General features: G+C 68.1%; 25 protein-coding genes. 10 read left to right on the top strand and 15 right to left on the bottom strand.

Translation table 11 applies throughout. The features are described from left to right. Positions 1–16: 16 nt before the first annotated feature. From thiL to glyA, 5 genes are all read right to left on the bottom strand, one after another. A complete protein-coding gene (thiL, locus tag AC07OA_RS07275) occupies positions 17–1,168 on the bottom strand; it encodes a thiamine-phosphate kinase (RefSeq protein ID WP_494663122.1) in 1,152 nt (383 codons plus the stop codon). Beyond that, positions 1,077–1,538, bottom strand: a complete 462-nt coding sequence (gene nusB / locus AC07OA_RS07270) for a transcription antitermination factor NusB (protein ID WP_494663121.1) — start codon at positions 1,536–1,538, stop codon at positions 1,077–1,079. The genes thiL and nusB overlap by 92 nt, the downstream gene beginning before the upstream one ends. Then, on the bottom strand, positions 1,535–1,999 hold the full coding sequence (locus AC07OA_RS07265) for a 6,7-dimethyl-8-ribityllumazine synthase (RefSeq protein WP_494663120.1): 465 nt from the start codon (positions 1,997–1,999) through the stop codon (positions 1,535–1,537). The genes nusB and AC07OA_RS07265 overlap by 4 nt, the downstream gene beginning before the upstream one ends. Before the next feature lie 79 nt (positions 2,000–2,078). Beyond that, entirely contained in the window at positions 2,079–2,552 is a 474-nt protein-coding gene (gene nrdR, locus AC07OA_RS07260) for a transcriptional regulator NrdR (RefSeq protein WP_494663119.1), read from the bottom strand. Positions 2,553–2,583: 31 nt separating this feature from the next. Then, positions 2,584–3,888, bottom strand: a complete 1,305-nt coding sequence (gene glyA, locus AC07OA_RS07255; RefSeq protein ID WP_494663118.1) for a serine hydroxymethyltransferase — start codon at positions 3,886–3,888, stop codon at positions 2,584–2,586. Positions 3,889–4,089: 201 nt separating this feature from the next. On the opposite strand from glyA, the gene AC07OA_RS07250 reads away from it, so the two are divergent. Then, positions 4,090–4,524, top strand: a complete 435-nt coding sequence (locus AC07OA_RS07250; protein ID WP_494663117.1) for a Ros/MucR family transcriptional regulator — start codon at positions 4,090–4,092, stop codon at positions 4,522–4,524. Between the two features lie 160 nt (positions 4,525–4,684). On the opposite strand, the gene hemA is transcribed toward AC07OA_RS07250, so the two are convergent. The 7 genes from hemA to AC07OA_RS07215 all read right to left on the bottom strand — a co-directional run bounded on the left by hemA (position 4,685) and on the right by AC07OA_RS07215 (position 10,909). After that, positions 4,685–5,911: a 5-aminolevulinate synthase gene (gene hemA, locus AC07OA_RS07245; protein ID WP_494663116.1), complete on the bottom strand. Its 1,227-nt coding sequence runs from the start codon at positions 5,909–5,911 to the stop codon at positions 4,685–4,687. A gap of 183 nt (positions 5,912–6,094) precedes the next feature. Next, positions 6,095–6,991 (bottom strand): 3-hydroxyisobutyrate dehydrogenase, encoded by an 897-nt coding sequence (mmsB, locus tag AC07OA_RS07240; RefSeq protein ID WP_494663115.1) that lies wholly within the window; start codon positions 6,989–6,991, stop codon positions 6,095–6,097. 120 nt (positions 6,992–7,111) lie between these two features. Further along, a complete protein-coding gene (locus tag AC07OA_RS07235; RefSeq protein WP_494663114.1) occupies positions 7,112–7,921 on the bottom strand; it encodes a class I SAM-dependent methyltransferase in 810 nt (269 codons plus the stop codon). A 55-nt stretch (positions 7,922–7,976) separates the two neighbouring features. Beyond that, entirely contained in the window at positions 7,977–9,029 is a 1,053-nt protein-coding gene (locus AC07OA_RS07230) for an enoyl-CoA hydratase/isomerase family protein (protein WP_494663113.1), read from the bottom strand. Then, a complete protein-coding gene (locus AC07OA_RS07225; RefSeq protein ID WP_494663112.1) occupies positions 9,030–9,452 on the bottom strand; it encodes a type II toxin-antitoxin system VapC family toxin in 423 nt (140 codons plus the stop codon). Then, positions 9,449–9,721 (bottom strand): type II toxin-antitoxin system Phd/YefM family antitoxin, encoded by a 273-nt coding sequence (locus AC07OA_RS07220; RefSeq protein ID WP_494663111.1) that lies wholly within the window; start codon positions 9,719–9,721, stop codon positions 9,449–9,451. The genes AC07OA_RS07225 and AC07OA_RS07220 overlap by 4 nt, the downstream gene beginning before the upstream one ends. Before the next feature lie 48 nt (positions 9,722–9,769). Then, on the bottom strand, positions 9,770–10,909 hold the full coding sequence (locus AC07OA_RS07215; RefSeq protein ID WP_494663110.1) for an isobutyryl-CoA dehydrogenase: 1,140 nt from the start codon (positions 10,907–10,909) through the stop codon (positions 9,770–9,772). Positions 10,910–11,119: 210 nt separating this feature from the next. On the opposite strand from AC07OA_RS07215, the gene AC07OA_RS07210 reads away from it, so the two are divergent. The 6 genes from AC07OA_RS07210 (at position 11,120) to AC07OA_RS07185 (ending at position 15,425) form a co-directional block, all read left to right on the top strand. Further along, the gene (locus AC07OA_RS07210) at positions 11,120–11,557 is read left to right on the top strand and encodes a DUF2147 domain-containing protein (RefSeq protein ID WP_494663109.1); all 438 of its coding nucleotides are present in this window, start codon (positions 11,120–11,122) and stop codon (positions 11,555–11,557) included. Between the two features lie 98 nt (positions 11,558–11,655). Further along, entirely contained in the window at positions 11,656–11,907 is a 252-nt protein-coding gene (locus AC07OA_RS07205) for a DUF6289 family protein (protein ID WP_494663108.1), read from the top strand. Positions 11,908–11,998: 91 nt separating this feature from the next. Continuing rightward, positions 11,999–13,000: a porphobilinogen synthase gene (gene hemB / locus AC07OA_RS07200; protein WP_494663107.1), complete on the top strand. Its 1,002-nt coding sequence runs from the start codon at positions 11,999–12,001 to the stop codon at positions 12,998–13,000. Between the two features lies 1 nt (position 13,001). Further along, positions 13,002–13,865, top strand: coding sequence for a helix-turn-helix transcriptional regulator (locus AC07OA_RS07195; RefSeq protein ID WP_494663106.1), 864 nt, complete (start codon positions 13,002–13,004; stop codon positions 13,863–13,865). A 32-nt stretch (positions 13,866–13,897) separates the two neighbouring features. Beyond that, positions 13,898–14,986, top strand: coding sequence for a serine hydrolase domain-containing protein (locus AC07OA_RS07190; RefSeq protein WP_494663105.1), 1,089 nt, complete (start codon positions 13,898–13,900; stop codon positions 14,984–14,986). 34 nt (positions 14,987–15,020) lie between these two features. Next, complete coding sequence (locus tag AC07OA_RS07185; protein WP_494663104.1) at positions 15,021–15,425, top strand: NUDIX hydrolase; 405 nt, start codon at positions 15,021–15,023, stop codon at positions 15,423–15,425. Here AC07OA_RS07185 and AC07OA_RS07180 read toward each other — a convergent pair. Beyond that, positions 15,422–16,018: a TetR/AcrR family transcriptional regulator gene (locus tag AC07OA_RS07180; RefSeq protein ID WP_494663103.1), complete on the bottom strand. Its 597-nt coding sequence runs from the start codon at positions 16,016–16,018 to the stop codon at positions 15,422–15,424. The two genes, AC07OA_RS07185 and AC07OA_RS07180, sit on opposite strands and share 4 nt — an antisense overlap. A gap of 71 nt (positions 16,019–16,089) precedes the next feature. Here AC07OA_RS07180 and AC07OA_RS07175 point away from each other — a divergent pair, with 71 nt between their 5' ends. Both AC07OA_RS07175 and AC07OA_RS07170 read left to right on the top strand, forming a co-directional pair. Then, positions 16,090–16,935 (top strand): metal-dependent hydrolase, encoded by an 846-nt coding sequence (locus AC07OA_RS07175; protein ID WP_494663102.1) that lies wholly within the window; start codon positions 16,090–16,092, stop codon positions 16,933–16,935. 96 nt (positions 16,936–17,031) lie between these two features. Then, positions 17,032–17,289 carry a hypothetical protein gene (locus AC07OA_RS07170; protein ID WP_494663101.1) on the top strand — a complete coding sequence of 86 codons (258 nt, stop codon included), beginning with the start codon at positions 17,032–17,034 and terminating at the stop codon, positions 17,287–17,289. 4 nt (positions 17,290–17,293) lie between these two features. Here AC07OA_RS07170 and AC07OA_RS07165 read toward each other — a convergent pair whose 3' ends face one another. After that, complete coding sequence (locus AC07OA_RS07165; RefSeq protein ID WP_494663100.1) at positions 17,294–17,899, bottom strand: TetR/AcrR family transcriptional regulator; 606 nt, start codon at positions 17,897–17,899, stop codon at positions 17,294–17,296. 111 nt (positions 17,900–18,010) lie between these two features. Between AC07OA_RS07165 and AC07OA_RS07160 the strand changes: the two genes are divergently transcribed. Continuing rightward, the gene (locus AC07OA_RS07160) at positions 18,011–18,664 is read left to right on the top strand and encodes an SRPBCC family protein (protein WP_494663099.1); all 654 of its coding nucleotides are present in this window, start codon (positions 18,011–18,013) and stop codon (positions 18,662–18,664) included. A 712-nt stretch (positions 18,665–19,376) separates the two neighbouring features. Here the strand turns inward: AC07OA_RS07160 and AC07OA_RS07155 are convergent. Then, complete coding sequence (locus AC07OA_RS07155; protein WP_494663098.1) at positions 19,377–20,231, bottom strand: NAD(P)-dependent oxidoreductase; 855 nt, start codon at positions 20,229–20,231, stop codon at positions 19,377–19,379. Positions 20,232–20,286 lie beyond the last annotated feature (55 nt).

Genomic DNA, 20,286 nt, shown 5'->3' with positions numbered 1-20,286 from the left:
GAAGCGTAGAAACACCCTACCCGTGCAGCCAGCCCAGCCGTTCGGGCGTGATGTCCTTGCCCTTGAACAGGGCGCAGACGCCCTCGCCTTCCACGAACTCGCCGATGTCGCGCACGGGCACGCCCGCGGCCACGGAAGCGGCCTGGAAGGCGGCGACGTCGCCCGGGTCGATGGCGCAGACAATCTCGTAGTCGTCGCCGCCCGAGGCCAGCGACATGCGCGCCTCGCCGGCTTCGGGCTGGGCGCCCAGCCAGTTGCGGGCGCCAGGCGACAGCGGCAGGCGGTCCAGGTCGACCTTGACCCGCAGGCCGCTGGCCTTGGCGATATGGCCGGCGTCGGCCAGCAGGCCGTCCGACACGTCGGCGGCGGCGCGGGCATAGGCCCGCAGCGGGTCGCGGATGGCCAGGCGCGGCGGCGGCAGGCGATAGCGGCGCACCAGGCCACCGTCGGGATCCTCGACCTCGCCCCAGTGGGCCAGCAGGCCCAGCCAGCCGTCGCCGATGGTGCCCGACACCATCAGACGGTCGCCGGCCCGCGCGCCCTTGCGCAGCACTGCGTCGCCGCTGGGGACCCAGCCCAGGAATGTGCCAGAGACCACCATGGGGCCCGAGGTGGTGACCGTGTCGCCGCCCAGCAGGCTGATGTCGTAGAGCTCGCCGTCCTCGGCCAGGCCCTGGGCGAAGGTCTCGCGGTCGGTCAGGGTGGTGCCCGAGGGCCAGCCCACGGCCAGGAAGTAGCCGTACGGAACCGCGCCCTTGGCGGCCAGGTCCGACAGGTTGGTGCGCAGCAGCCGCTTGGCCACCACGTCCAGGTCCTCGCCGGCCAGGAAGTGAACCCCGGCCACCATGGCGTCCTTGGTGATCACCAGGTCGTAGCCCGGACGCGACGGCAGCACGGCCGCGTCGTCCAGCAGCTTCAGCGCCGCGTCGTCGTCGCGGGTCAGCGGCCGCAGCAGGCGCTCGATCAGGCCGAACTCGTCGACGGGCGGCGCGGCGGCGGGCGTGGCGGCCTCGTCGAACCATGCGTCGTCGACCGCCGGCGCTTCGGCCGTCGGCTCGTCGTCGAACCAGTCGTCGTCAGCTTCTGGCGTCACGCGCGATGGCGTCCAGGGCGCCGTTGATGAAGCCGGATTCCGGCCCCTCGAAGAAGGATTTGGCGATCTCGACATATTCGTCGATCACGACCTCTTTGGGCACGTCGGGGCGATGCATCAGCTCGTAGGCCCCGGCGCGCAGCACGGCGCGGGCCGTGGCGTCCAGGCGCTCCAGCTTCCAGCCCGAGGCCAGGCGCTTGACGATGGCCTGGTCGACGGCGGCCTGGTGGGCGACGACGCCCTTGGCCAGTTCGGCGAAGAAGGTCTCGTCGGCCTGGGCCAGGCGATCGCCTTCCGGACCGTCGACGTCGCGGTCGAAGCGGTGCTCGGAGAACTCGCGCACGACGGCGTCGACGCCGACGCCCGACACTTCCATCTGGTACAGGGCCTGCACGGCGGCCAGGCGGGCCACCGAGCGCGGCTGGACGCGATCGCCCCGGCTCATCGCGCTTGCCCCAGCAGTTGACGCTTCAATCCGATGATCTCCAGACACTCCTGAGCGGCCTTGCCGCCGCGATCCCCCTCGGACGGCCGAGCCCGGACCCAGGCCTGATCTTCCTCTTCAACCGTCACCACGCCGTAACCAATGGCCAGGCGCTTGCCGAAAGACAGGTCGTTGAGGCCGCGCGCGGTCTCGTTGGCCATGATCTGGGAGTGATAGGTCTCGCCGCTGATGATCACGCCCAGCGCCACGAAGCCATCGTAGCGCACGCCGACGGGCCGGTGACCGGCCTCCTCGGCCAGGGCGACGGCGGTCGGGATCTGCATCGCCTCGGACACGGTGATCACGTCGTACTCGGCGCCCTGGGCGTCGATCGCCTGAGCCGCGCCTTGCAGCAAGGCGTCGGAAAGCCCCGAATAGCGTCGGGCCTCCACGATCAGCAGGCGAATCTTCTCTTCCACCATAGTCCTTTGAAATCTCCCCGGCGGGGCCGGTCACTGGGCGCCGGACAGCGGCGCCGCAAAAACGAATCGTAGAATGCGCCTATAGCTCGTCTTCGGCGACGTCGCTCAAGCCTTCTTGCCCCAGAAACTTCGCGAAATCGCTGGTTTCCCGGAAATCGCGATAGACCGAGGCGTAGCGGACATAGGCCACGTCATCGAGCGCCTTCAGCGCCTTCATCACCATTTCGCCCACGGTGGACGACTGCAGCTCGGTCTCGCCCTGGCTTTCCAGCTGGCGGACGATGCCGTTGACCATGCGCTCGATGCGCTCGGAATCGACCGGACGCTTCTGCATGGCCAGCGAGATCGAGCGGACCAGCTTCTCGCGGTCGAACGGCGAACGCCGGCCCGAACGCTTGACGATGGTCAGCTCGCGCAGCTGCACCCGCTCGAAGGTGGTGAAGCGACCGCCGCACTCCGGGCACAGCCGACGACGACGGATGGCCGCCCCGTCTTCCGACGGGCGGCTGTCCTTCACCTGGCTTTCCATGTGGCCGCAGAACGGGCAGCGCATGATCTAGGCCCTCCCGCCTGATGCAGGCCTATTAGTTGTAGATCGGGAACCGGGCCGTCAAGGCCAGGACTTCCTCGCGCACCTTGGCCTCGACCTCGGCGTTGCCGTCCGGGCCGTTGGCGGCCAGGCCGTTGACGACCTCGCCGATCAGCTGGCCCACGCGAGTGAACTCGGCCGTGCCGAAGCCGCGGGTGGTGCCCGCCGGGGTGCCCAGGCGAATGCCCGAGGTGACGGTGAACGGCGCGGTGTCGAACGGCACGCCGTTCTTGTTGCAGGTCATGTGGGCGCGCTCGAGGCTGTGCTCGGCGTCGCGGCCGGTCACGCCCTTGGGACGCAGGTCCACCAGCATCAGGTGGCTGTCGGTGCCGCCCGAGACGATGTTGACGCCCTGGGTCTGCAGCGCGGTCGAAAGCGCCTGGGCGTTATCGATGATCTGCTGGGCATAGGCCTTGAAGGCCGGCTGCAGCGCCTCGCCGAAGGCCACGGCCTTGGCGGCGATCACGTGCTCCAGCGGACCGCCCTGCAGGCCGGGGAACACCGCCGAATTGACCTTCTTGATGATGGCCTCGTCGTTGGTCAGCACCATGCCGCCGCGCGGACCGCGCAGGGTCTTGTGGGTGGTGGTGGTCACGACGTGGGCGTGCGGGATGGGGCTGGGGAACACGCCGCCGGCCACTAGGCCCGCGAAGTGGGCCATGTCGACCATCAGATAGGCGCCGATCTCGTCGGCGATCTGGCGGAAGCGGGCGAAGTCGATCTGGCGGCTGTAGGCGCTGCCGCCGGCGATGATCAGCTTGGGCTTGTTGGCCTTGGCGATCTCTTCCACCGCGTCGTAGTCGATCAGCTGGTCCTGCTGGCGCACGGTGTAGGAGATCGGCTTGAACCACTTACCCGATTGGTTGGCGGGCGAGCCGTGGGTCAGGTGGCCGCCGGCGGCCAGGTCCATGCCCAGGAAGGTGTCGCCCGGCTGCAGCAGCGACATGAACACCGACTGGTTGGCCTGCGAGCCCGAGTGCGGCTGGACGTTGGCGAAGCCGGCGCCGAACAGCTGCTTGGCGCGCTCGATGGCGATGGTCTCGATCTCGTCGACATATTCGCAGCCGCCGTAGTAGCGCTTGCCCGGATAGCCCTCGGCGTACTTGTTGGTCAGGATCGAGCCCTGGGCCTCCAGCACCGCGCGGCTGACGATGTTCTCCGAAGCGATCAGCTCGATCTGGTTCTGCTGGCGGTTCAGCTCCAGGCCGATGCGGTCGAAGATGTCGCGGTCGGCGGCGGCCAGATCGGCGCCGAAGAAGGCGCTCTTGTCGGCGGTGATGTTGTTGGCCGGTGCGGTCATGGGCGCTCTCCTGGAGCTGGGAGACTGATGGGGTCGGACTCGGCGGGAGTCGGTCGCGCTCTCTTTACCCCCCTTCGCGCCACGATCAATCCGGGAACCACGCGGCGGGACGATGCGTTGCGCTGGAAACGGCGCCGGTGTGACCGGCGCGCCGGCCGACTTGGTGACTTCCAAGCCGAGCGACGGATGGATGGAGCAGGCATGGCAATGGCGTACGGCGAGGCGGAAACCGAAGACGACGTCGACATCCTGGGTCTCAGCGCCAGCATCGTGGCCGCCTATGTGGCGCAGAACACCGTGGCCCGCACCGCCATTCCGGACCTGATCCGCTCGGTGCATGGCGCCCTGTCGGCCCTGGGTTCGTCCGAGGCCGCGCCCGCCGCCGAGCGCGCCAAGCCGGCCGTACCGGTCGCCCGCTCGGTGCAGCGCGACTACATCGTCTGCCTGGAAGACGGCAAGAAGCTGAAGATGCTCAAGCGCTACCTGCGCACCCACTACGACATGAGCCCCGAGGAATACCGGCGGAAGTGGTCGCTGCCCGGCGACTATCCGATGGTGGCCCCGGCCTATGCCGAGCGGCGCTCGGACTTCGCCAAGTCGATCGGGCTGGGCAAGGGGAAGATGCGGGGTCGGTAGCTTACTGCCACTTGCCCCCTACGGATCGCTTCGCGATCGTCTTCCCCCATAGGGGGAAGAATTCCGTCAGCGAGGCCGCCCATCTAGCGCGAACTCCGCCCCCTACGGGGGCGGACAGGCGGCGCAGCCGCCAGGTGGGGGCAAGTCTTTAGGAAACGACCTAAGCCGCGTGGCCGCCCATGCGGGCGACATTGCAGTGCGCCCACAGCTTTTCCATCGCCCCGACCAGCTTGCGCATCATGTCGTCGGTATGGAACGGCGTGGGGGTGAAGCGCAGGCGCTCGGTGCCGCGGGGCACGGTGGGGTAGTTGATCGGCTGCACATAGACGCCATGGTCGGCCAGCAACATGTCGCTGATCAGCTTGGTGTGCACGGGATCGCCCACCAGCACCGGCACGATGTGGCTGTCGTTCTCCATGACCGGCAGGCCGGCGGCCTTCATCATGGCCTTCAGGGTCGCGGCGCGTTCCTGATGGGCCTCGCGGACCTCCGGGTGCTGCTTGAGGTACTTCACGCTAGCCAGGGCGCCGGCCGTCAGGGCGGGCGGCAGCGAGGTGGTGAAGATGAAGCCCGAGGCCACCAGGCGGATGGCGTCCACCACCACCGCGTCGCCGGTGATGTAACCGCCCATCACGCCGAAGGCCTTGCCCAGCGTGCCTTCGATGATGTCGATCTGGTCCATCAGGCCGTCGCGCTCGGCGACGCCGCCGCCGCGCGGGCCGTACATGCCGACCGCGTGGACCTCGTCCAGATAGGTCATGGCGCCGTACTTCTTGGCCAGGGCCACGGTGCCGGCCATGTCGGCGATGTCGCCGTCCATGGAATAGACGCTCTCGAAGGCGATCAGCTTGGGCGCGTCGGCCGGGGCGGCGATCAGCAGCTCTTCCAGGTGCGCCAGGTCGTTGTGCTTGAAGATGTGCCGCTGGCAGCCGCCGTTGCGGATGCCGGCGATCATCGAGGCATGGTTCTGGGCGTCGGAGAAGATGATCAGGCCTGGCAGGATCTTCTGCAGCGCCGACAGGCTGGCCTCGTTCGAAACGTAGCCCGAGGTGAACAGCAGCGCGGCTTCCTTGCCGTGCAGGTCGGCCAGCTCGGCCTCCAGCTCGACATGGTGGTGATTGGTGCCCGAGATGTTGCGGGTGCCGCCCGAGCCGGAGCCGTGGTCGTCGATCGCCTGGTGCATGGCGTCCAGCACCACAGGGTTCTGGCCCTGGCCCAGATAGTCGTTCGAGCACCAGACCACGATCTCGCTCTCGCCGCCGTCCGGACGGGTCCAGGTGGCGCGCGGGAAGGCGCCGCGATGGCGCTTCACATCGGCGAACACCCGGTAGCGGCCTTCGTCGCGGATCTGGTCGACGGCGCTCTGGAACGCGGCTTTGTAGTCCATGGTCTTTTTATCCGACGGGCCGGACGGGTCCGATCGGTTCCCTTCTCAAGGCTCGGCTTTTCGCACTCACCAGCCCCCCTGTCCACATAGGGGCGTATACCTAATGGCGCCATCCGCGCGAACGGACACCCCGACTTCGCCAATGAACACGGCCACTTGCGAGCGGTTCGCGCCTGGAACGCATCAGTTGAGTTCGCCGATGCGGCCCCGCAGTAGTTGCAGAACGGCCGAGAAGTCCTTGTTCCCAAAGCCGTTGGCGTCGAACAGGGCGTAGAGCGCCTCGGCCTGTGCGCCCATCGGGGTCGAGGCCCCGGCCTTGGCGGCCGCCTCCTGGGCCAGTTTCAGATCTTTCAGCATCATCGCCGTGGCGAAGCCGCCTTCGTAGTTCCGGTCAGCGGGAGTCGAGGGTCCCACGCCCGGCACCGGGCAATAGGTCGAGACCGACCAGCACTGGCCCGACGACTTGCCGGCGATCTCGAAGAATCGGTCGGCGCCCAGGCCCAGCTTCTCGGCCAGGGCGAAGGCCTCGCACGTGCCCAGCATCGAGACGCCCAGCAGCATGTTGTTGCAGATCTTGGCCGCCTGCCCCGCCCCGTGGTCGCCGGCGTGGATGGTCACGCGCGACATCGGCGCCAGGGCCGCCTCGACCTGCGCGAAATCGTCCGCGTCGCAGCCGACCATGAAGGCCAGCGTACCAGCCTCGGCGGCCATAATGCCGCCCGACACCGGCGCGTCGGCGAAGCGGAAGCCCGCCGCCCTCGCCTGCCCGGCCACGGCCCGGGCGCTCTCCACGTCGATGGTCGAGCAATCGATCAGCAGGGCGTCCTTGGGCGCGGCGGCCAGGATCTGCTCGCCATAGACGCTCCGCACGTGCGGACCGGCCGGCAGCATGGTGATCACCACTTCGGCGTCCTTGACCGCCTCGGCCACCGAGGCCGCCGCGTGGCAGCCCGCCGCCACGGCCTTCTCGACCGCCGCCGCCGACAGGTCGAAGGCGCTGACATGGTGCTGGGCCTTGGCCTGGTTGGCGGCCATGCCGCCGCCCATGTTGCCCAGGCCGATGAAGGCGATGCGGGTCATGCCCCTGCTCCCAAAATGCGAACCGCGCCTCGTGGGGCGCGGCTCTTATGGTCGTTACCGGACCTGGGCGCGGCGCGCTGGTCCGGGATTACGATCTGTTTTGTCCCGATGCGCCCAGTCTTAGCGTGCCCCGGCCGGCTTGCGGAACTTGAAGATGAACTGGTCGGTCTTGCCGCGGATCGACGGGTCGAAGACGCTCTGTTTGCGGGTGTCGGACGGATCGCGCAGCACGCGGCTCTCACCCTCGAAGATGAAGCCGGCGGCGGTGACTTCCCGCTTCACGGCCTCGGCGTCGATGCGGTGCAGGGTCTCGGTGTCGCGCAGGCCCGAACCCGGCTCGGCCGAGTGATCCAGCACCAGATAGACGCCGCCCGGCTTCAGGGCCTTGAACACCTGGCGGTTGACCACCGACAGGTCGGCCGGGCCCATGAACTTGTCGTGCATGTCGTGATAGTTCTGGGCGGTGAACACCAGGTCCAGCTTCTCCGGGGCGGTGAAGTTGGGCAGGGTGTTCAGGATCACCGACACGTTCTTGTAGTTGGGGTCGGCGGCGATGGCCTTCACGGCCGGCTCGCGCTTGGCCAGCTTGGTCAGTTCATCCGGCACATAGGCGTAGACGTGGCCCTTGGGCCCCACCGCCTTGGAGAAGATGCGGGTGAAATAGCCGCTGCCCGGGATCAGGTCGGCGACCTTGGCGCCCGGCTTCACGCCGGCGAAGGCCAGGGTCTGGCCCGGCAGGCGGTTCTCGTCGCGCACCATGTCGGCGGCCGGACGCGCCGGATCGGACAGGGCCGCGGCGATGTTGGCGGGAATCGCGGCAGGCGCATCGGACGGCGGCGGAGGCGGCGGCGGCGCGACGGGCCCCATCGGCGTGGTGGCGCAGCCCGCAAGGGCGAGCGCGGCGACGAGGCTGAGTAGCGGCTTACGCATGATAATCCTTCCGACGACGTCTTCTCGTTGGCGGCAAGCTAGCGCAGCAATCACGCTACGTCAGCGGCGACCATTCCTGATCAGCCGGCAGAGGCGCGAAAATCTCGTCCAGCATCGCGTCCGTAACGTCTTCAAGCTTGGCCGGATCCCACCGGGGCGCGTTGTCCTTGTCGATGATCACGGCCCGCACGCCCTCGATGAAATCGTGCTTCTGAACCACCCGCGCGCCGATCCGGTACTCCATCGTCATGTTGTCGGCGAAGTCGGTCATCGCCGCCCCGGCCTCCAGCTGACGGAAGGCCACCTTCAGGGTCTGGGGCGACTTGGTCTTCATGGTCGCCAGCTGGGCCTTGCCCCAGTCGCTGCTGTCGGCCTCCAGGAATTCGAAGATCTGCTCGACGCTCTCGCCGACGAACAGGCGGTTCAGATCCTGCTCGAAGCTGACCAGCGGCGCCTTGCCGGCGTCGGCGCGGTACTTCTTCAGGGTTTCCTCGATGCGGCGCGGATCGGCGACGATGGCCTTCTTCAGCCCCTCGACGGCGCCGAACTCGACGAAGTGGGTGGCGATGCCCAGGCGCAGGCAGTCCGCCCCCTTGATCCGCGCGCCCGTCAGGGCCAGCCACAGCCCCGCCTTGCCCGGCAGGCGCGGCAGGTACCAGCCGCCGCCGACGTCGGGAAACAGGCCGATGCCGGTCTCGGGCATGGCGAAGGTCGTGCGCTCGGTGGCGATGCGGTAGTGGGCCGGCATCGAGATGCCCACGCCGCCGCCCATCACCACGCCGTCCAGGATCGCCACCACTGGAGTGTCGTAGGTGAACAGCAGATGGTTCAGCTGGTATTCGGTGTGGAAGAAGGCCCGCGCCTCCTTGCCGTCGCCCGCCCCGCTGTGGGCCAGCATGCGGATGTCGCCGCCCGCGCAGAACCCGCGTTCGCCGGTGTGGTCGATGATGACCATGTAGATCTCGGGGTCTTCCTGCCAGTCCAGCAGGGCGCCGATCATGATCTCGCACATGGTCTGGGTCAGGGCGTGCAGCGCCTGGGGCCGGTTGAGGGTCAGGCGGCCGACGTTCTTCTCGACGCGGACGAGGACTTCGGGTTGGTCGTTCATCTAGTTTCCTGCTCGCAGGTCGAAACATTCGAGACCGGCCGAGGCGGCGGCTCTTAGAAGCGCTGCGTCGCGAGACGCAAGCGGCCATCTTTCGTCAAGCGCCAAAGCCAGATAGGCGGCGTCGAACAGGCTGAGACCCGCTCTTCGAGCCAAATCGGCAAGGTCCCGCAGGTCGATGGCTAGCTCGTTGAAGTTCAAGTCCAAGCGATCATAGATCGATTGGGCCTGTCGGTAGTCTGCCTCCGGCAAAGCGCCGCGGCGCTCCAGCGAAAGCAGGACGTTGTGCACTTCCCATTCGAAAATGGCGGGAACCTGGAACGTTCGATCGTCGCCATTGCTCAGAAACGCCGTCGCGGCGGGTGTTGATTGCGATTTGAGCATCCAAGCCAGAGCAACAGAGGCGTCAAGGACGACCGAGGTCATTCGCGCGCCATGCGCTTCAGCTCTTCCCAGGTCAGGTCATTTGTTTCGGGGTTTTCAGCCGCTATGCTCGCGCGCAGACGCTCGAATTCCGCCACGAGGTCCTTGCCCGAACGTCGATGGGTCCGCGAGACATTGCTCGTCCGAGTAGGCGACAATCGGGCCACCGCACGCCCGTGGCGGGTGATGGTTACGGTCTCCCCATCTCGCTCGACAGCGTCCAGCAGCGCCGACAGATGGGTTTTGGCTTCGAGCACGCCGACTTCACGCATGGAAAGGCTCCCGTTCTGACCACATATGGTCAGACTATCACGACGCTGCTACGCCCGGAACATCTCGCGCGCGATGATCACACGCATGATCTCGTTGGTGCCTTCCAGGATCTGGTGCACCCGCAGGTCGCGCACGATGCGCTCCAGCGGATAGTCCTGCAGGTAGCCGTAGCCGCCGTGCAGCTGCAAGGCGTCGTTGGCGATCTGGAAGCCGGCGTCGGTGGCGAAGCGCTTGGCCATGGCGCAGAGCTTGGTGGCGGCCGGGTCCTTGTTGTCCAGCGCGTGGGCGGCGCGGCGCACCATCAGGCGAGCGGCCTCCAGCTCGGTGGCCATATCGGCCAGCTTGAATTGCAGGGCCTGGAAGTCCTTCAGCGGCTTTCCGAACTGCTTGCGGGTCTCCAGATACGCCTTGGCCGTATCGAGCGCGAAGGCCGCCCCGCCCAGCGAGCACGAAGCGATGTTCAGCCGCCCACCGTCCAGGCCCATCATGGCGAAGCGGAAGCCGTCGCCCTCGTCGCCGATGCGGTTTTCGACCGGCACCCGGCAGTCGTCGAAGTTCACCTGGGCGGTCGGCTGGCTGTTCCAGCCCATCTTGCGCTCGTTGGCGCCGAAGCTGAGGCCCGGCGCGCCTTTCTCGACCACGAAGGCCGAGACGCCCTTGGCGCCGTCGCCGCCCGTGCGGGCCATGACGACATAGGCGTCCGACACCCCGCCGCCCGAGATGAAGGCCTTGCCGCCGTTCAGCACATAGTGGTCGCCGTCCAGGCGGGCCGTGGTGCGCATGTTGGCCGCATCCGACCCAGCGCCCGGTTCGGTCAGGCAGTAGCTGGCGATCAGCTCCATGGTCGTCAGGCGCGGCAGATAGCGTTGGCGCAGGTCGTCGGAGCCGAACCGGTCGATCATCCACGAGGCCATGTTGTGGATGCTGACGAAGGCCGCGCTGGACACGTCGCCGTAGCTGAGCGCCTCGAAGATGATCGAGGCGTCGAGGCGCGACAGCGCGCTGCCCCCGACGTCGTCCCGGACATAGATGCCGGCGAAACCCAGGGCGGCGGCTTCCCTCAGCACATCGACGGGAAAGTGCTTCTTCTCGTCCCATTCGGCGGACTTGGGGGCAAGACGTTCCGCCGCGAAGCTCGAGGCCATGTCCTGGATGGCAATCTGATCGTCACTGAGAGCGAAATCCATGCGCCAAAACCTCCCCGAGGAGCAAACTAAGCCCCTTCATCAATCTTTAGCGGCTGACCTGCCCCGCCCCACCGACTGTGTCAATCATACCTCACCCGATGATTTTGAATGTCGCATCGCAACAAAAGCGGGAACCAAATGCCGCACCGCCCTTGATCGGCCACTTGCCCGGTATCAGATGGCGCCTATCGGAGGCGTCGTATTTTCGTCATGCGTAAGTTCACTGCTGCTTTCGCCGCGCTCGCGGCGCTGTTCACCCTTGTGTCCGTTCCGGCCCAGGCCGCCGATCTCGGCGTGTGGACCGGTCCCAAGGACAATGTCCGTGTCGCGATCCGCGACTGCGGCGACAGCACTTGCGGCACGGTGGTCTATGCCAGCCCCAAGGCCGAGGCCGACGCGCGCAAGAGCGGCCTGAAGACCCTGGTCGGTCAGCAGCTGCTGCGCGACTTCGAGCCGACCGGTCACGGCAACATGCGCGGCAAGGTCTATGTGCCGACCCTGAAGGTCACCCTGAACGGCACGGCCGAATTCGTCGACTCGCGCACCATGAAGGCCAAGGGCTGCGTCCTGGGCGGCCTGATCTGCAAGGCCCAGACCTGGCGCCGCATCGACGGCGAGACCGCCAGCAACGACCGCTCGGCCGGCTAGGACGGCAAGATCCGAAAAGGCGAGCTTGCCGCCATCAGGATCGCTTGACGAGAATCGACGACGGCCAGCAACCTCCAGCGTCACAACCTGGAGGCTACATGACCCATTTCTCGAAGGCCCTGAAGATCGGCGGCGCGGTCGCCGCCCTCGTCATGCTGATCAGCGCTCCGGCCGCCGTCGCCGTGCCGCGCGATCACACCGTGACGTTCTACTTCTCCGACGACACCTACACCCAGCACGTCGGCACCCGCATCGATAGCTGCACCGGCCAAGTCTACACCAGCGGCGTGGTCACGCCCTATGTGCAGGAAATGCTCAGCACGCCCTGCAAGCCCGACCACCCCGTCTAGCCGGACCGAAGGCGTAGGGGGCGGCGAAATCCCGCCCCTTACGTCGCCGGACCGTCTTGCCTCGCGCCGCCGCCCGCGCGACACCGGGGACATGACCACGCCCCCGCTCGCCCCCTACCCCGCCACGCGCCTGCGCCGCCTGCGCCAGGCCGACTGGACCCGCCGCCTGGTCCGCGAGACCACGCTGGAACCGTCCGACCTGATCTGGTCGATGGTGGTGCACGAGGGCGAAAGCGTAATCCCCGTGGCCTCGATGCCCGGCGTCGAGCGCCTGTCGGTCAAGGAAGCCGCCAAGGCCGCCGTCCGCGCCCGCGACCTGGGCATCCCCGCCATCGCCATCTTCCCGCACATCGACGGCGCGCGGAAAGACGCGACCGGCTCCATCGCCGCAGATCCGGACGGCGTCATTCCCCGCGCGGTCAAGGCCATGAAGGACGCCGCCCCCGAGGTCGGCATCATGTGCGACGTGGCCCTGGACCCCTTCACCGACCACGGCCATGACGGCGTGGTCGAGGGCGGCCGCATCCTCAACGACCCCACCATCGAGCGCCTGATCGAACAGGGCCTGATGCAGGCCGAAGCCGGCGCCGACATCCTGGCCCCGTCCGACATGATGGACGGCCGCATCGGCAAGCTGCGGGCCGCCCTGGAAGGCGCGAACTTCCAGGACACGATGATCATGTCTTACGCCGCCAAGTACGCCTCGGCCTTCTACGGCCCGTACCGCGACGCCATCGGCTCGGCCAAGCTCTCGGCCGGCCAGGGCGACAAAAAGACCTACCAGATGGACCCGGCCAACACCGAGGAGGCCATCCGCGAGGTCGCGCTCGACATCGCCGAGGGCGCCGACATGGTCATGGTCAAGCCGGGCATGCCGTATCTGGACATCCTGCGCCGCCTGGTCGACGAGTTCCGCATGCCCACCTACGCCTTCCAGGTCTCGGGCGAGTACGCGATGATCAAGGCCGCCGCCCAGAACGGCTGGATCGACCACGACCGCGCCGTCATGGAAAGCCTGACCGCCTTCAAGCGCGCCGGCGCGGCCGGGATCATCACCTATTTCGCCCCCTGGGCGGCCGAGAAGCTGGGCTGACGTGACCTCGGCCAGAACCGCCTTCGCCAGCGGACGGTTCTACGGCGCGCCGACGGTCGAGCGGCAGCTGCCGGGGGTGCGCGTCGCCCACCTGCTGGCGACCAAGCGCGCCGAGCACGTCGACGAGCACAGCCACGACGACGCCCACTTCGTGCTGGCCACCCATGGCCGCTACATGACCACCGCCTGGGGCCCGGAAACCGAAGGTCCGGTGCTGGTCTACAACCCGCCGGGCGTGGTCCACCGCGACCGTTTCGTCGACGTCGGCGGCTACTTCCTGGCCGTCAGCTTCGAGGCGGCCGTGTGGCGCGACCTCTCCCAGGCCTCGCCCCGCACCGCCATCGACGCCCTGCGCCTGACCGGCCCCGCCGCCCGCCGCGCGGCCCTGCGGCTGACCCGGACCGTGCTCACCCGCGACGCCGACACGGTGACGCTGGAGAGCCTGGGCCTGGAGCTGGCCAGCCAGGCCATGGCCCCCATCGTCGACGGCGACCATCCGCCGTCCTGGCTGGCCCTGGCCGAGACCTTCCTGGCCGACAGCTTCGACCAGCCCATCGCCGTCGCCGACCTGGCGCGGGCGGCGGGCGTGCACCCGGTCCACCTGGCGCGCGGCTATCGCCGCTGGCTGGGCGCGGCGCCGGGCGAGCGGCTGCGCGCACGGCGGCTGGAGCGCGCCGCCGACCTCCTCATGCGCGGCCGCGATCCCATCGGCGAGATCGCCCTGGCCGCCGGCTTTTGCGACCAGAGCCACCTGAACCGCCAGTTCCTGCGCGCCTACGGCGTCACCCCCGGTGAGTTCGCCAGGCTGTGCGGTCGAAGGGGCGATGTTTCAGCCGTCCAAGACGAGGGCGCGGCCACGGTCTAGACGGGAAACAGTTCCGCTTGGAGGTCCTGTTCGTGAAGCGTCCGTTGCTTGCCCTGTCCCTGTCCGCGTCCCTGCTGCTGGCGTCCGCGCCGTCCCACGCCGCCCCGGCCGACATGCCCGTCGCCGCCCCGGCCGCCGAGGGAATGTCGGACGCAAAACTCCAGGCCATGTCCGCCGCCATCAAGGCCGGCCAGTTCCAGCAGATCACCAGCGTCCTGATCGCCCGCCACGGCAGGACGGTGTTCGAGGCCTATTACGACGGCGACGCCCAGACCCGCCGCAACACCCGCTCCACCACCAAGACCGTCACCGCCATGCTGGCCGGCGCGGCCATCGCCAAGGGCGCCCTGCCCGGCGTCGACGCGCCGATCTTAGCCTACGTCAAGGACCGCCAGCCGGTCGCCAATCCCGATCCGCGCAAGGACAAGGTCACGGTCGAGGACCTGCTGACCATGAGCTCCATCGCCGAATGCGACGACGACAACGAGTATTCGCGCGGCAACGAGGAGCGGATGTACCTGATCGAGGACTGGGTCGGCTTCTATCGCGACCTGCCCGTGCGCGGCTTCCCCGCCTGGGCGCCGCGCCCCGAGGCCTCGCCCTACGGCCGGGCCTTCAGCTACTGCACGGCCGGGGTCACCACCCTGGGCGCGGTTGTCCAGGGCGCGGTCGGCGAACCGCTGCAGGTCTTCGCAGACAAGGCCCTGTTCGGACCGCTGGGCATCGACAAGCCAGAATGGCAGTTCTCGCCCCTGGGCTTGGCCCAGGGCGGCGGCGGCCTGGGCCTGACCAGTCGCGACCTGCTGAAGCTGGGCCAGCTCTACGCCAATGGCGGCCAGTGGAATGGCAAGCAGCTGCTGCCCGCCGCCTTCGTCAAGGCCGCCACCAGCCCCCACGCCAACGCCCGGCCGGACACCGACTACGGCTATCTGATCTGGCTCCAGACTTTTGCCGGGCACAAGGCCTGGGCGATGAGCGGCACGGGCGGCAACAAGGTGGTGATCGTGCCGGACCTGGACCTGGTGGCGGTGATCACCACCACCAACTTCAACGTCCGCCAGCCGCACGCCATCTCGGAAAAGCTGCTGACCGAGCACATCCTGGCGGCCGTGGAGAAGTGACGACGCGACTCGCGCCCGCCGCTAGGCTGGCGGCATGACCCGCACCCTCGACATCGTCACCGCCGTGATCCGCGACGCCGAGGGGCGGATGCTGCTGGTGCGCAAGCGGGGCACGGCCACCTTCATGAAGCCCGGCGGCAAGCGCGACGCCGGCGAGGACGACCTGACCACCTTGGCCCGGGAGTTGGAGGAAGAGATCGGCTGCCGGCTGATCTCGGCCGACCTCTTGGGCCGGTTTTCGGCCCCCGCCGCCAACGAGGCCGGCTTCACCGTGCAGTCGGCGACCTATCTGGCGAAGGTGGAGGGCGAGATCGCAGCCCGGGCCGAGATCGAGGAGCTGGCCTGGATCGACCCGGCCGCGCCGGGTGACCTGCGCCTGGCCCCGCTACTGACGCAGGCCGTGCTGCCGGCCCTGCTGGCGCTGGAGCCCGCGCCCTAGAACCCGTCCTCGATCCGGGCCTGGATCAGCGCCTGGGCCAGCTCCCGCGCCCGCTCCGGCGGCCGCCCCAGCAGCTCGCTCAACGTGGGGCCGAACAGGCCCACGCCGATGGCCAAGACGATGTTGAGCAGGATGAAGTCGACGATCGTGTCACGGTCGACGCCCGCGTCGCGCACTAGGCGGGTCTGGACCACTTCGTCGACCACCGCCCGGACCAGGGTCATGCGCCGCCCCTCGCCGGTCAGCTCCAGCCAGGCGGCCAGGCGCGCCGCGCCCCGGGTCTCGAAGGCGTCGAACAGGGCCTGGGCGCCGAAGCCCCGCTCCGCCCCGTCCCGCTCGAAGCCGTCGATGATCCGGTCGGCCAGCTGCCGGATCATTCGCTCCATCAGGGCGGTCTCGACCCCGGCGATCGAGCCGAAGTGGTGGATGACGTTGGCGTGCACCACCCCCGCGGCCTTGGCCACGTCGGCCAGCTTGATGGCCTGCGGGCCGTGATCGACCAGCAGCGCCTCGGCGGCGGCCAGGATGTTCTCGCGCGCGGCCTCGGGTGAACGGCGCACGCGGGTCTTGGGAGCTGGCGTCTCTATTGACATTTTTGTCAGTATAACTCACTGTGCGCGCATGGAAGGCCGTCCAGGCCTAAACCGGCGGAGCTCGGAACGCCATGATCGACACCAAGACCACCCCCGAAGATCTCGACGTCAAGCCGCGCGACATCAGCTTCGCCCTGGACGACGTCCGCAAAGGCCACTGGCTGGGCGGCGACCCGGTCGGCACGGCGGTCTTCAACGCCTTGTCCCTCACCTTCCCCGACGGCGAGCGCCTGTTCATGGACGCGGTGAAGAACTATCGCGGCCGGCTGAGCGGCAAGCTGCTGGACGACGCCAGGGGCTTCATCGCCCAGGAGGCCATCCACTCGCGCGAACACCACCAGCTCAACAGCCTGATCGATCGCGAGCGCTACCCCGTCGCCGAGATCGAGGAGATGGTGCGCGCCCGGGTGAAGATGGCCCGCGAGCGCGGCAAGATGGCGATGCTGATCTCGACCATCGCGCTGGAGCACTTCACCGCCATGATGGCCGAGATGCACGCCCGCCACCGCGACCTCTTCGACAATACGCCCGAGGGCGTCGAGCAGCTGTGGCGCTGGCACGCCATGGAGGAGACCGAGCACAAGGCCGTGGCCTACGACGTCTTCCAGGAAGTGACCAAGGACTGGTCGCCCCTGCGCCGCTACTTCATCCGCTGCCGGGCGATGTTCTTCGTGACCATCATGTTCACCCGCAACATCAGCCGCTACGCCGCTCGCCTGCTGGAGGCCGACGGCTACACGCCCAAGGCGGCGCTGAAGGCGGTCGAGCGCTTCGTCTGGAGCGATCCGGGCCTCTTCCGGCGCGGCTGGAAGACCTATCTGGCCTGGTACCGCCCCGGCTTCCACCCGTGGGACCAGGACGACCGGGAGCGGTTCGCCGACTGGAAGGCCGAGTTCGACGCGGCGGTGGCGGCCTAGTCGGAGACCTTCGTTCGTCCTAAGGTGTCTCCAGTGTTCGGCCCAAGGCCGCGTACGACGGCCTGGCCAGAACCTCGACGATAGCGGAGGTTACGTATGGACGCCGATTTCAACGACACCGGAAAACCCGAGCTGCTCGCCCACGAGCAGACCTACCACGGTTTCAGCATCCTCCTGCGATGGTGCATGCTGGGCCTGGCCACCGTCATCACGACCCTGACCCTCTGGTTCGCCAGCCCGGCCGGCTTCTGGGGCGGGACGATCATCGGGATCGTGGTGTTCGCGGTCGGCTACGTGATCCTGGTGCGCCACGAGGAAAAGCAGCCGCTGAACCTGTGGATCGAGGGGCGCTGACGCCCTAAGCCACTGCTCGCGCGGTCAGCAGCGCCATGTGCTGGCGCAGCTGGCCGATGCTGCGGTCGAAGAAGCCGATATCGCGGTGGGTGCGGGCCTGCATGACAGCCCCCTCCATCGTGGTCAGGATGAATTCCGACAGCGCCCGCAGGTCCAGGCCCGGCGGCAGACGCTCGCCCGCGTCGCGCAGGCAGCCCTCGATGGCGCCGGTCCACTTGCGGAAATTGTCGGCCAAGAGCTCGCGCACCGGCGGGTCGGGCTCGTGCAGCTCCAGGGCCAGCGAGCCGATGGGGCAGCCGTACAGGCAGTCGCTGTCCAGCAGCATGCCGCGATAGGCCGCCAGCAGGGCGAAGATCCGCTCGACGGGATCGTCCACCCCGCGCCAGGCCGGATCCAGCAGCATGGCCTCGATGCCGTCTCGGTACATCTCCAGCACCCCGATCAGCACGTCCTGCTTGCCGGGGAAGAAGTGGTAGAGGCTGCCGCTGTTGGCCTGGGACCGCGAGAGAATGTCCGACACCGAGGTCGAGCCGTAGCCCTTGGTGGCGAACAGCTCCATCGCCGTCAGCAGGATGCGTCGCCGGGTGTCGAGGGGGTTCGCAGGGGCCATGAGCCATGCGTAGCGCCCTCTTGAACGATCAGTCAACTCGCCGCTTGAACGATCGATCAAGTCGTGCTTGTCTTGAATGATCGTTCAAGACGCCCTGGGAGGGGGAAGCCCATGTTCAGATCGACCCTGATCGCCGCCGCCGCGCTCGTGGCGTGGGCCGGAGCCGCGCAAGCCCAGGCCCCGTCCAAACCGGCGCCCAGCTGGCGCGATTTCCCGGGCGTGGCGAACACCAGCTATGTCGACGCCGCCGGCCAGAAGGCTCTGCAGCTGTCGATGGACATCCCCGCCCCGCCCCACGCGGTGTTCGAGGCCTTCACCACCGACGCGGGGTTCAAGAGCTGGGCGGTGGCCGTGGCGAAGATCGACCTGCGCACCGGCGGCTCCATCGAGTCCAGCTACGATCCCAAGGCGACGATCGGCGATCCCAACAACATCAGGAACCAGATCGTCACCTTCATCCCCGACCGCCTGCTGGTGCTGCGCAACCTCCAGGCCCCCAAGGCCTTCGCGGGCCAGGGCGAGTTCCAGAAGACGGTGACGGTGGTCGAGTTCGAACCGGTCGCGGCCGGCACGCGGGTGCGGATCACCAACACCGGCTACGGCGACAGCCCCGAGGCCAAGACCGTCTACGGCCACTTCGAATGGGGCAACGCCTACACCCTGGCCGAACTGAAGAAGCGCTTCGCGACCGGCGCCATCGACCGCACGGCGGGCGACGGGGCGAAGGCCAACGCCGAGGCCGACAAGGCGGTGACGGGGAATTAAGCCGGATCACGGCTTGGGGACACACGCATGCGTGTGTCCCCATCAGCAGGCTCTATCCCTAGCGGATAGCGACCAGAGCTCAGCGATTTCAATCGCTTGAACTTTTTCGACCTAACTTATCCCCCTTGTCCGGACCTCCCGTATCCTGATCTCACCTGAAGGCACGGGAAGGGCGCGAGGCCAGCGACCGAAGCGGCTTTCAGGGGTGGACGCGCGGGGTCCTCTTCGGCTTCGGCTGGAGGGAGACTTAAAACAGAGGGCGAGGGACGTAAGCTCGCCCATCGGGGTCTTCGCTGGAAGGCTCCGCCCGTCGTGGGGTTCGCTCCGGTCCTCGTTAGGCTCACTCCCGCCTCTGAAATCAAGCGGTGCACAGATCCAGGAGGGAATACCGGGTGGGGTGAAGGGCGGAAAAGGCCCGCGCGCCCCGGCCTTGCGGATAACGGTTCCACGCGAAGCGCTCGAACTTCGTCGAAACGGTAACAACATCAAAGCTTTCCCGGGCGAGGCCCGGGCGCTTCGCAACCCTTCCCAACAGCTCATGGCCTTTGGCGTGAGAGCACACCCACTTGCCCCCACCTGACCGCTTCGCGGTCTGTCCGCCCCGTAGGGGGCGGAGCCGAAAGCGCCGAGCCCGCAAATGCAATTCTTCCCCCTATGGGGGAAGACGACCGCGAAGCGGTCCGTAGGGGGCAAGTATCCCGTGGCGCCGCCCCTACTTCTCCAACCGCGCCACCAGGCTCGACGTGTCCCACCGGTTCCCGCCCATCGCCTGGAGTTCCTCATAGAACCCGTCGACCAGCGCCGTGCTCTCCAGCTTCGCCCCGTTCACCTGGGCCTCGGCCAGGGCGATGCCCAGGTCCTTGCGCATCCAGTCCACCGCGAAGCCGAAGTCGAACTTGCCCTCCGACATGGTCTTCCAGCGGTTCTCCATCTGCCAGGACTGGGCCGCGCCCTTGGAGATGGCGGCCAGCACGTCGTCGGTGGGCAGGCCCGCGCGCTTGGCGAAGTGCAGGGCCTCGGCCACGCCCTGGACCAGGCTGGCGATGGCGATCTGGTTGCACATCTTGGTCAGCTGGCCCGCGCCGACCGGCCCCATCAGGCGCACGGCCTTGGAATAGGCCATGATCACCGGCTCGATCCGGGCGAAGGCCGCCGCGTCGCCGCCGGCCATGACGGTCAGCTGGCCGTTCTCGGCCCCGGCCTGGCCGCCCGACACCGGGGCGTCGACGAACCACCGGCCCACGGCGCGGGCGGCCGCGTCCATCTCGCGCGCCACGGTGGCCGAGGTGGTGGTGTGGTCGACGATCACCCCGCCCTGCGCCATCGCCGGCAGCACCTGCGCCACGACGCCGCGGACATCGTCGTCATTGCCCACGCACAGCGCCACCATCTGCGCGCCCGTCACGGCCTCAACGATGGTCGGAGCCGAGGCGCCACCGTGCTTTTCCACCCAGCGGGCGGCCTTTTCAGGCGTACGGTTGAAGACGGTCACCTCGTGACCGGCGGCCTTCAGGTGGCCGGCCATCGGAAAGCCCATCACGCCCAGGCCGATAAACGCCGTCTTCATCCGCGAAACTCCTCTTGGCAGAGGCGCTCCATCGCCCTTCGCGGCCCCGATCGCA

It is taken from the genome of Caulobacter sp. GW821-FHT09B08 (assembly GCF_059418225.1).
Note: the sequence above shows the minus strand (reverse complement) of the source record. Positions and strands in the feature narration are given on the sequence as shown.

Bases quoted from the DNA above. Each gene is read 5' to 3' on its own strand.
- thiL (WP_494663122.1), bottom strand. From the start codon at position 1,168: ATGTCGAGATCGCCAAATCCTTCTTCGAGGGGCCGGAATCCGGCTTCA.
- nusB (WP_494663121.1), bottom strand. From the start codon at position 1,538: ATGAGCCGGGGCGATCGCGTCCAGCCGCGCTCGGTGGCCCGCCTGGCC.
- AC07OA_RS07265 (WP_494663120.1), bottom strand. From the start codon at position 1,999: ATGGTGGAAGAGAAGATTCGCCTGCTGATCGTGGAGGCCCGACGCTAT.
- nrdR (WP_494663119.1), bottom strand. From the start codon at position 2,552: ATGCGCTGCCCGTTCTGCGGCCACATGGAAAGCCAGGTGAAGGACAGC.
- glyA (WP_494663118.1), bottom strand. From the start codon at position 3,888: ATGACCGCACCGGCCAACAACATCACCGCCGACAAGAGCGCCTTCTTC.
- AC07OA_RS07250 (WP_494663117.1), top strand. From the start codon at position 4,090: ATGGCAATGGCGTACGGCGAGGCGGAAACCGAAGACGACGTCGACATC.
- hemA (WP_494663116.1), bottom strand. From the start codon at position 5,911: ATGGACTACAAAGCCGCGTTCCAGAGCGCCGTCGACCAGATCCGCGAC.
- mmsB (WP_494663115.1), bottom strand. From the start codon at position 6,991: ATGACCCGCATCGCCTTCATCGGCCTGGGCAACATGGGCGGCGGCATG.
- AC07OA_RS07235 (WP_494663114.1), bottom strand. From the start codon at position 7,921: ATGCGTAAGCCGCTACTCAGCCTCGTCGCCGCGCTCGCCCTTGCGGGC.
- AC07OA_RS07230 (WP_494663113.1), bottom strand. From the start codon at position 9,029: ATGAACGACCAACCCGAAGTCCTCGTCCGCGTCGAGAAGAACGTCGGC.
- AC07OA_RS07225 (WP_494663112.1), bottom strand. From the start codon at position 9,452: ATGACCTCGGTCGTCCTTGACGCCTCTGTTGCTCTGGCTTGGATGCTC.
- AC07OA_RS07220 (WP_494663111.1), bottom strand. From the start codon at position 9,721: ATGCGTGAAGTCGGCGTGCTCGAAGCCAAAACCCATCTGTCGGCGCTG.
- AC07OA_RS07215 (WP_494663110.1), bottom strand. From the start codon at position 10,909: ATGGATTTCGCTCTCAGTGACGATCAGATTGCCATCCAGGACATGGCC.
- AC07OA_RS07210 (WP_494663109.1), top strand. From the start codon at position 11,120: ATGCGTAAGTTCACTGCTGCTTTCGCCGCGCTCGCGGCGCTGTTCACC.
- AC07OA_RS07205 (WP_494663108.1), top strand. From the start codon at position 11,656: ATGACCCATTTCTCGAAGGCCCTGAAGATCGGCGGCGCGGTCGCCGCC.
- hemB (WP_494663107.1), top strand. From the start codon at position 11,999: ATGACCACGCCCCCGCTCGCCCCCTACCCCGCCACGCGCCTGCGCCGC.
- AC07OA_RS07185 (WP_494663104.1), top strand. From the start codon at position 15,021: ATGACCCGCACCCTCGACATCGTCACCGCCGTGATCCGCGACGCCGAG.
- AC07OA_RS07180 (WP_494663103.1), bottom strand. From the start codon at position 16,018: ATGTCAATAGAGACGCCAGCTCCCAAGACCCGCGTGCGCCGTTCACCC.
- AC07OA_RS07175 (WP_494663102.1), top strand. From the start codon at position 16,090: ATGATCGACACCAAGACCACCCCCGAAGATCTCGACGTCAAGCCGCGC.
- AC07OA_RS07170 (WP_494663101.1), top strand. From the start codon at position 17,032: ATGGACGCCGATTTCAACGACACCGGAAAACCCGAGCTGCTCGCCCAC.
- AC07OA_RS07165 (WP_494663100.1), bottom strand. From the start codon at position 17,899: ATGGCCCCTGCGAACCCCCTCGACACCCGGCGACGCATCCTGCTGACG.
- AC07OA_RS07160 (WP_494663099.1), top strand. From the start codon at position 18,011: ATGTTCAGATCGACCCTGATCGCCGCCGCCGCGCTCGTGGCGTGGGCC.
- AC07OA_RS07155 (WP_494663098.1), bottom strand. From the start codon at position 20,231: ATGAAGACGGCGTTTATCGGCCTGGGCGTGATGGGCTTTCCGATGGCC.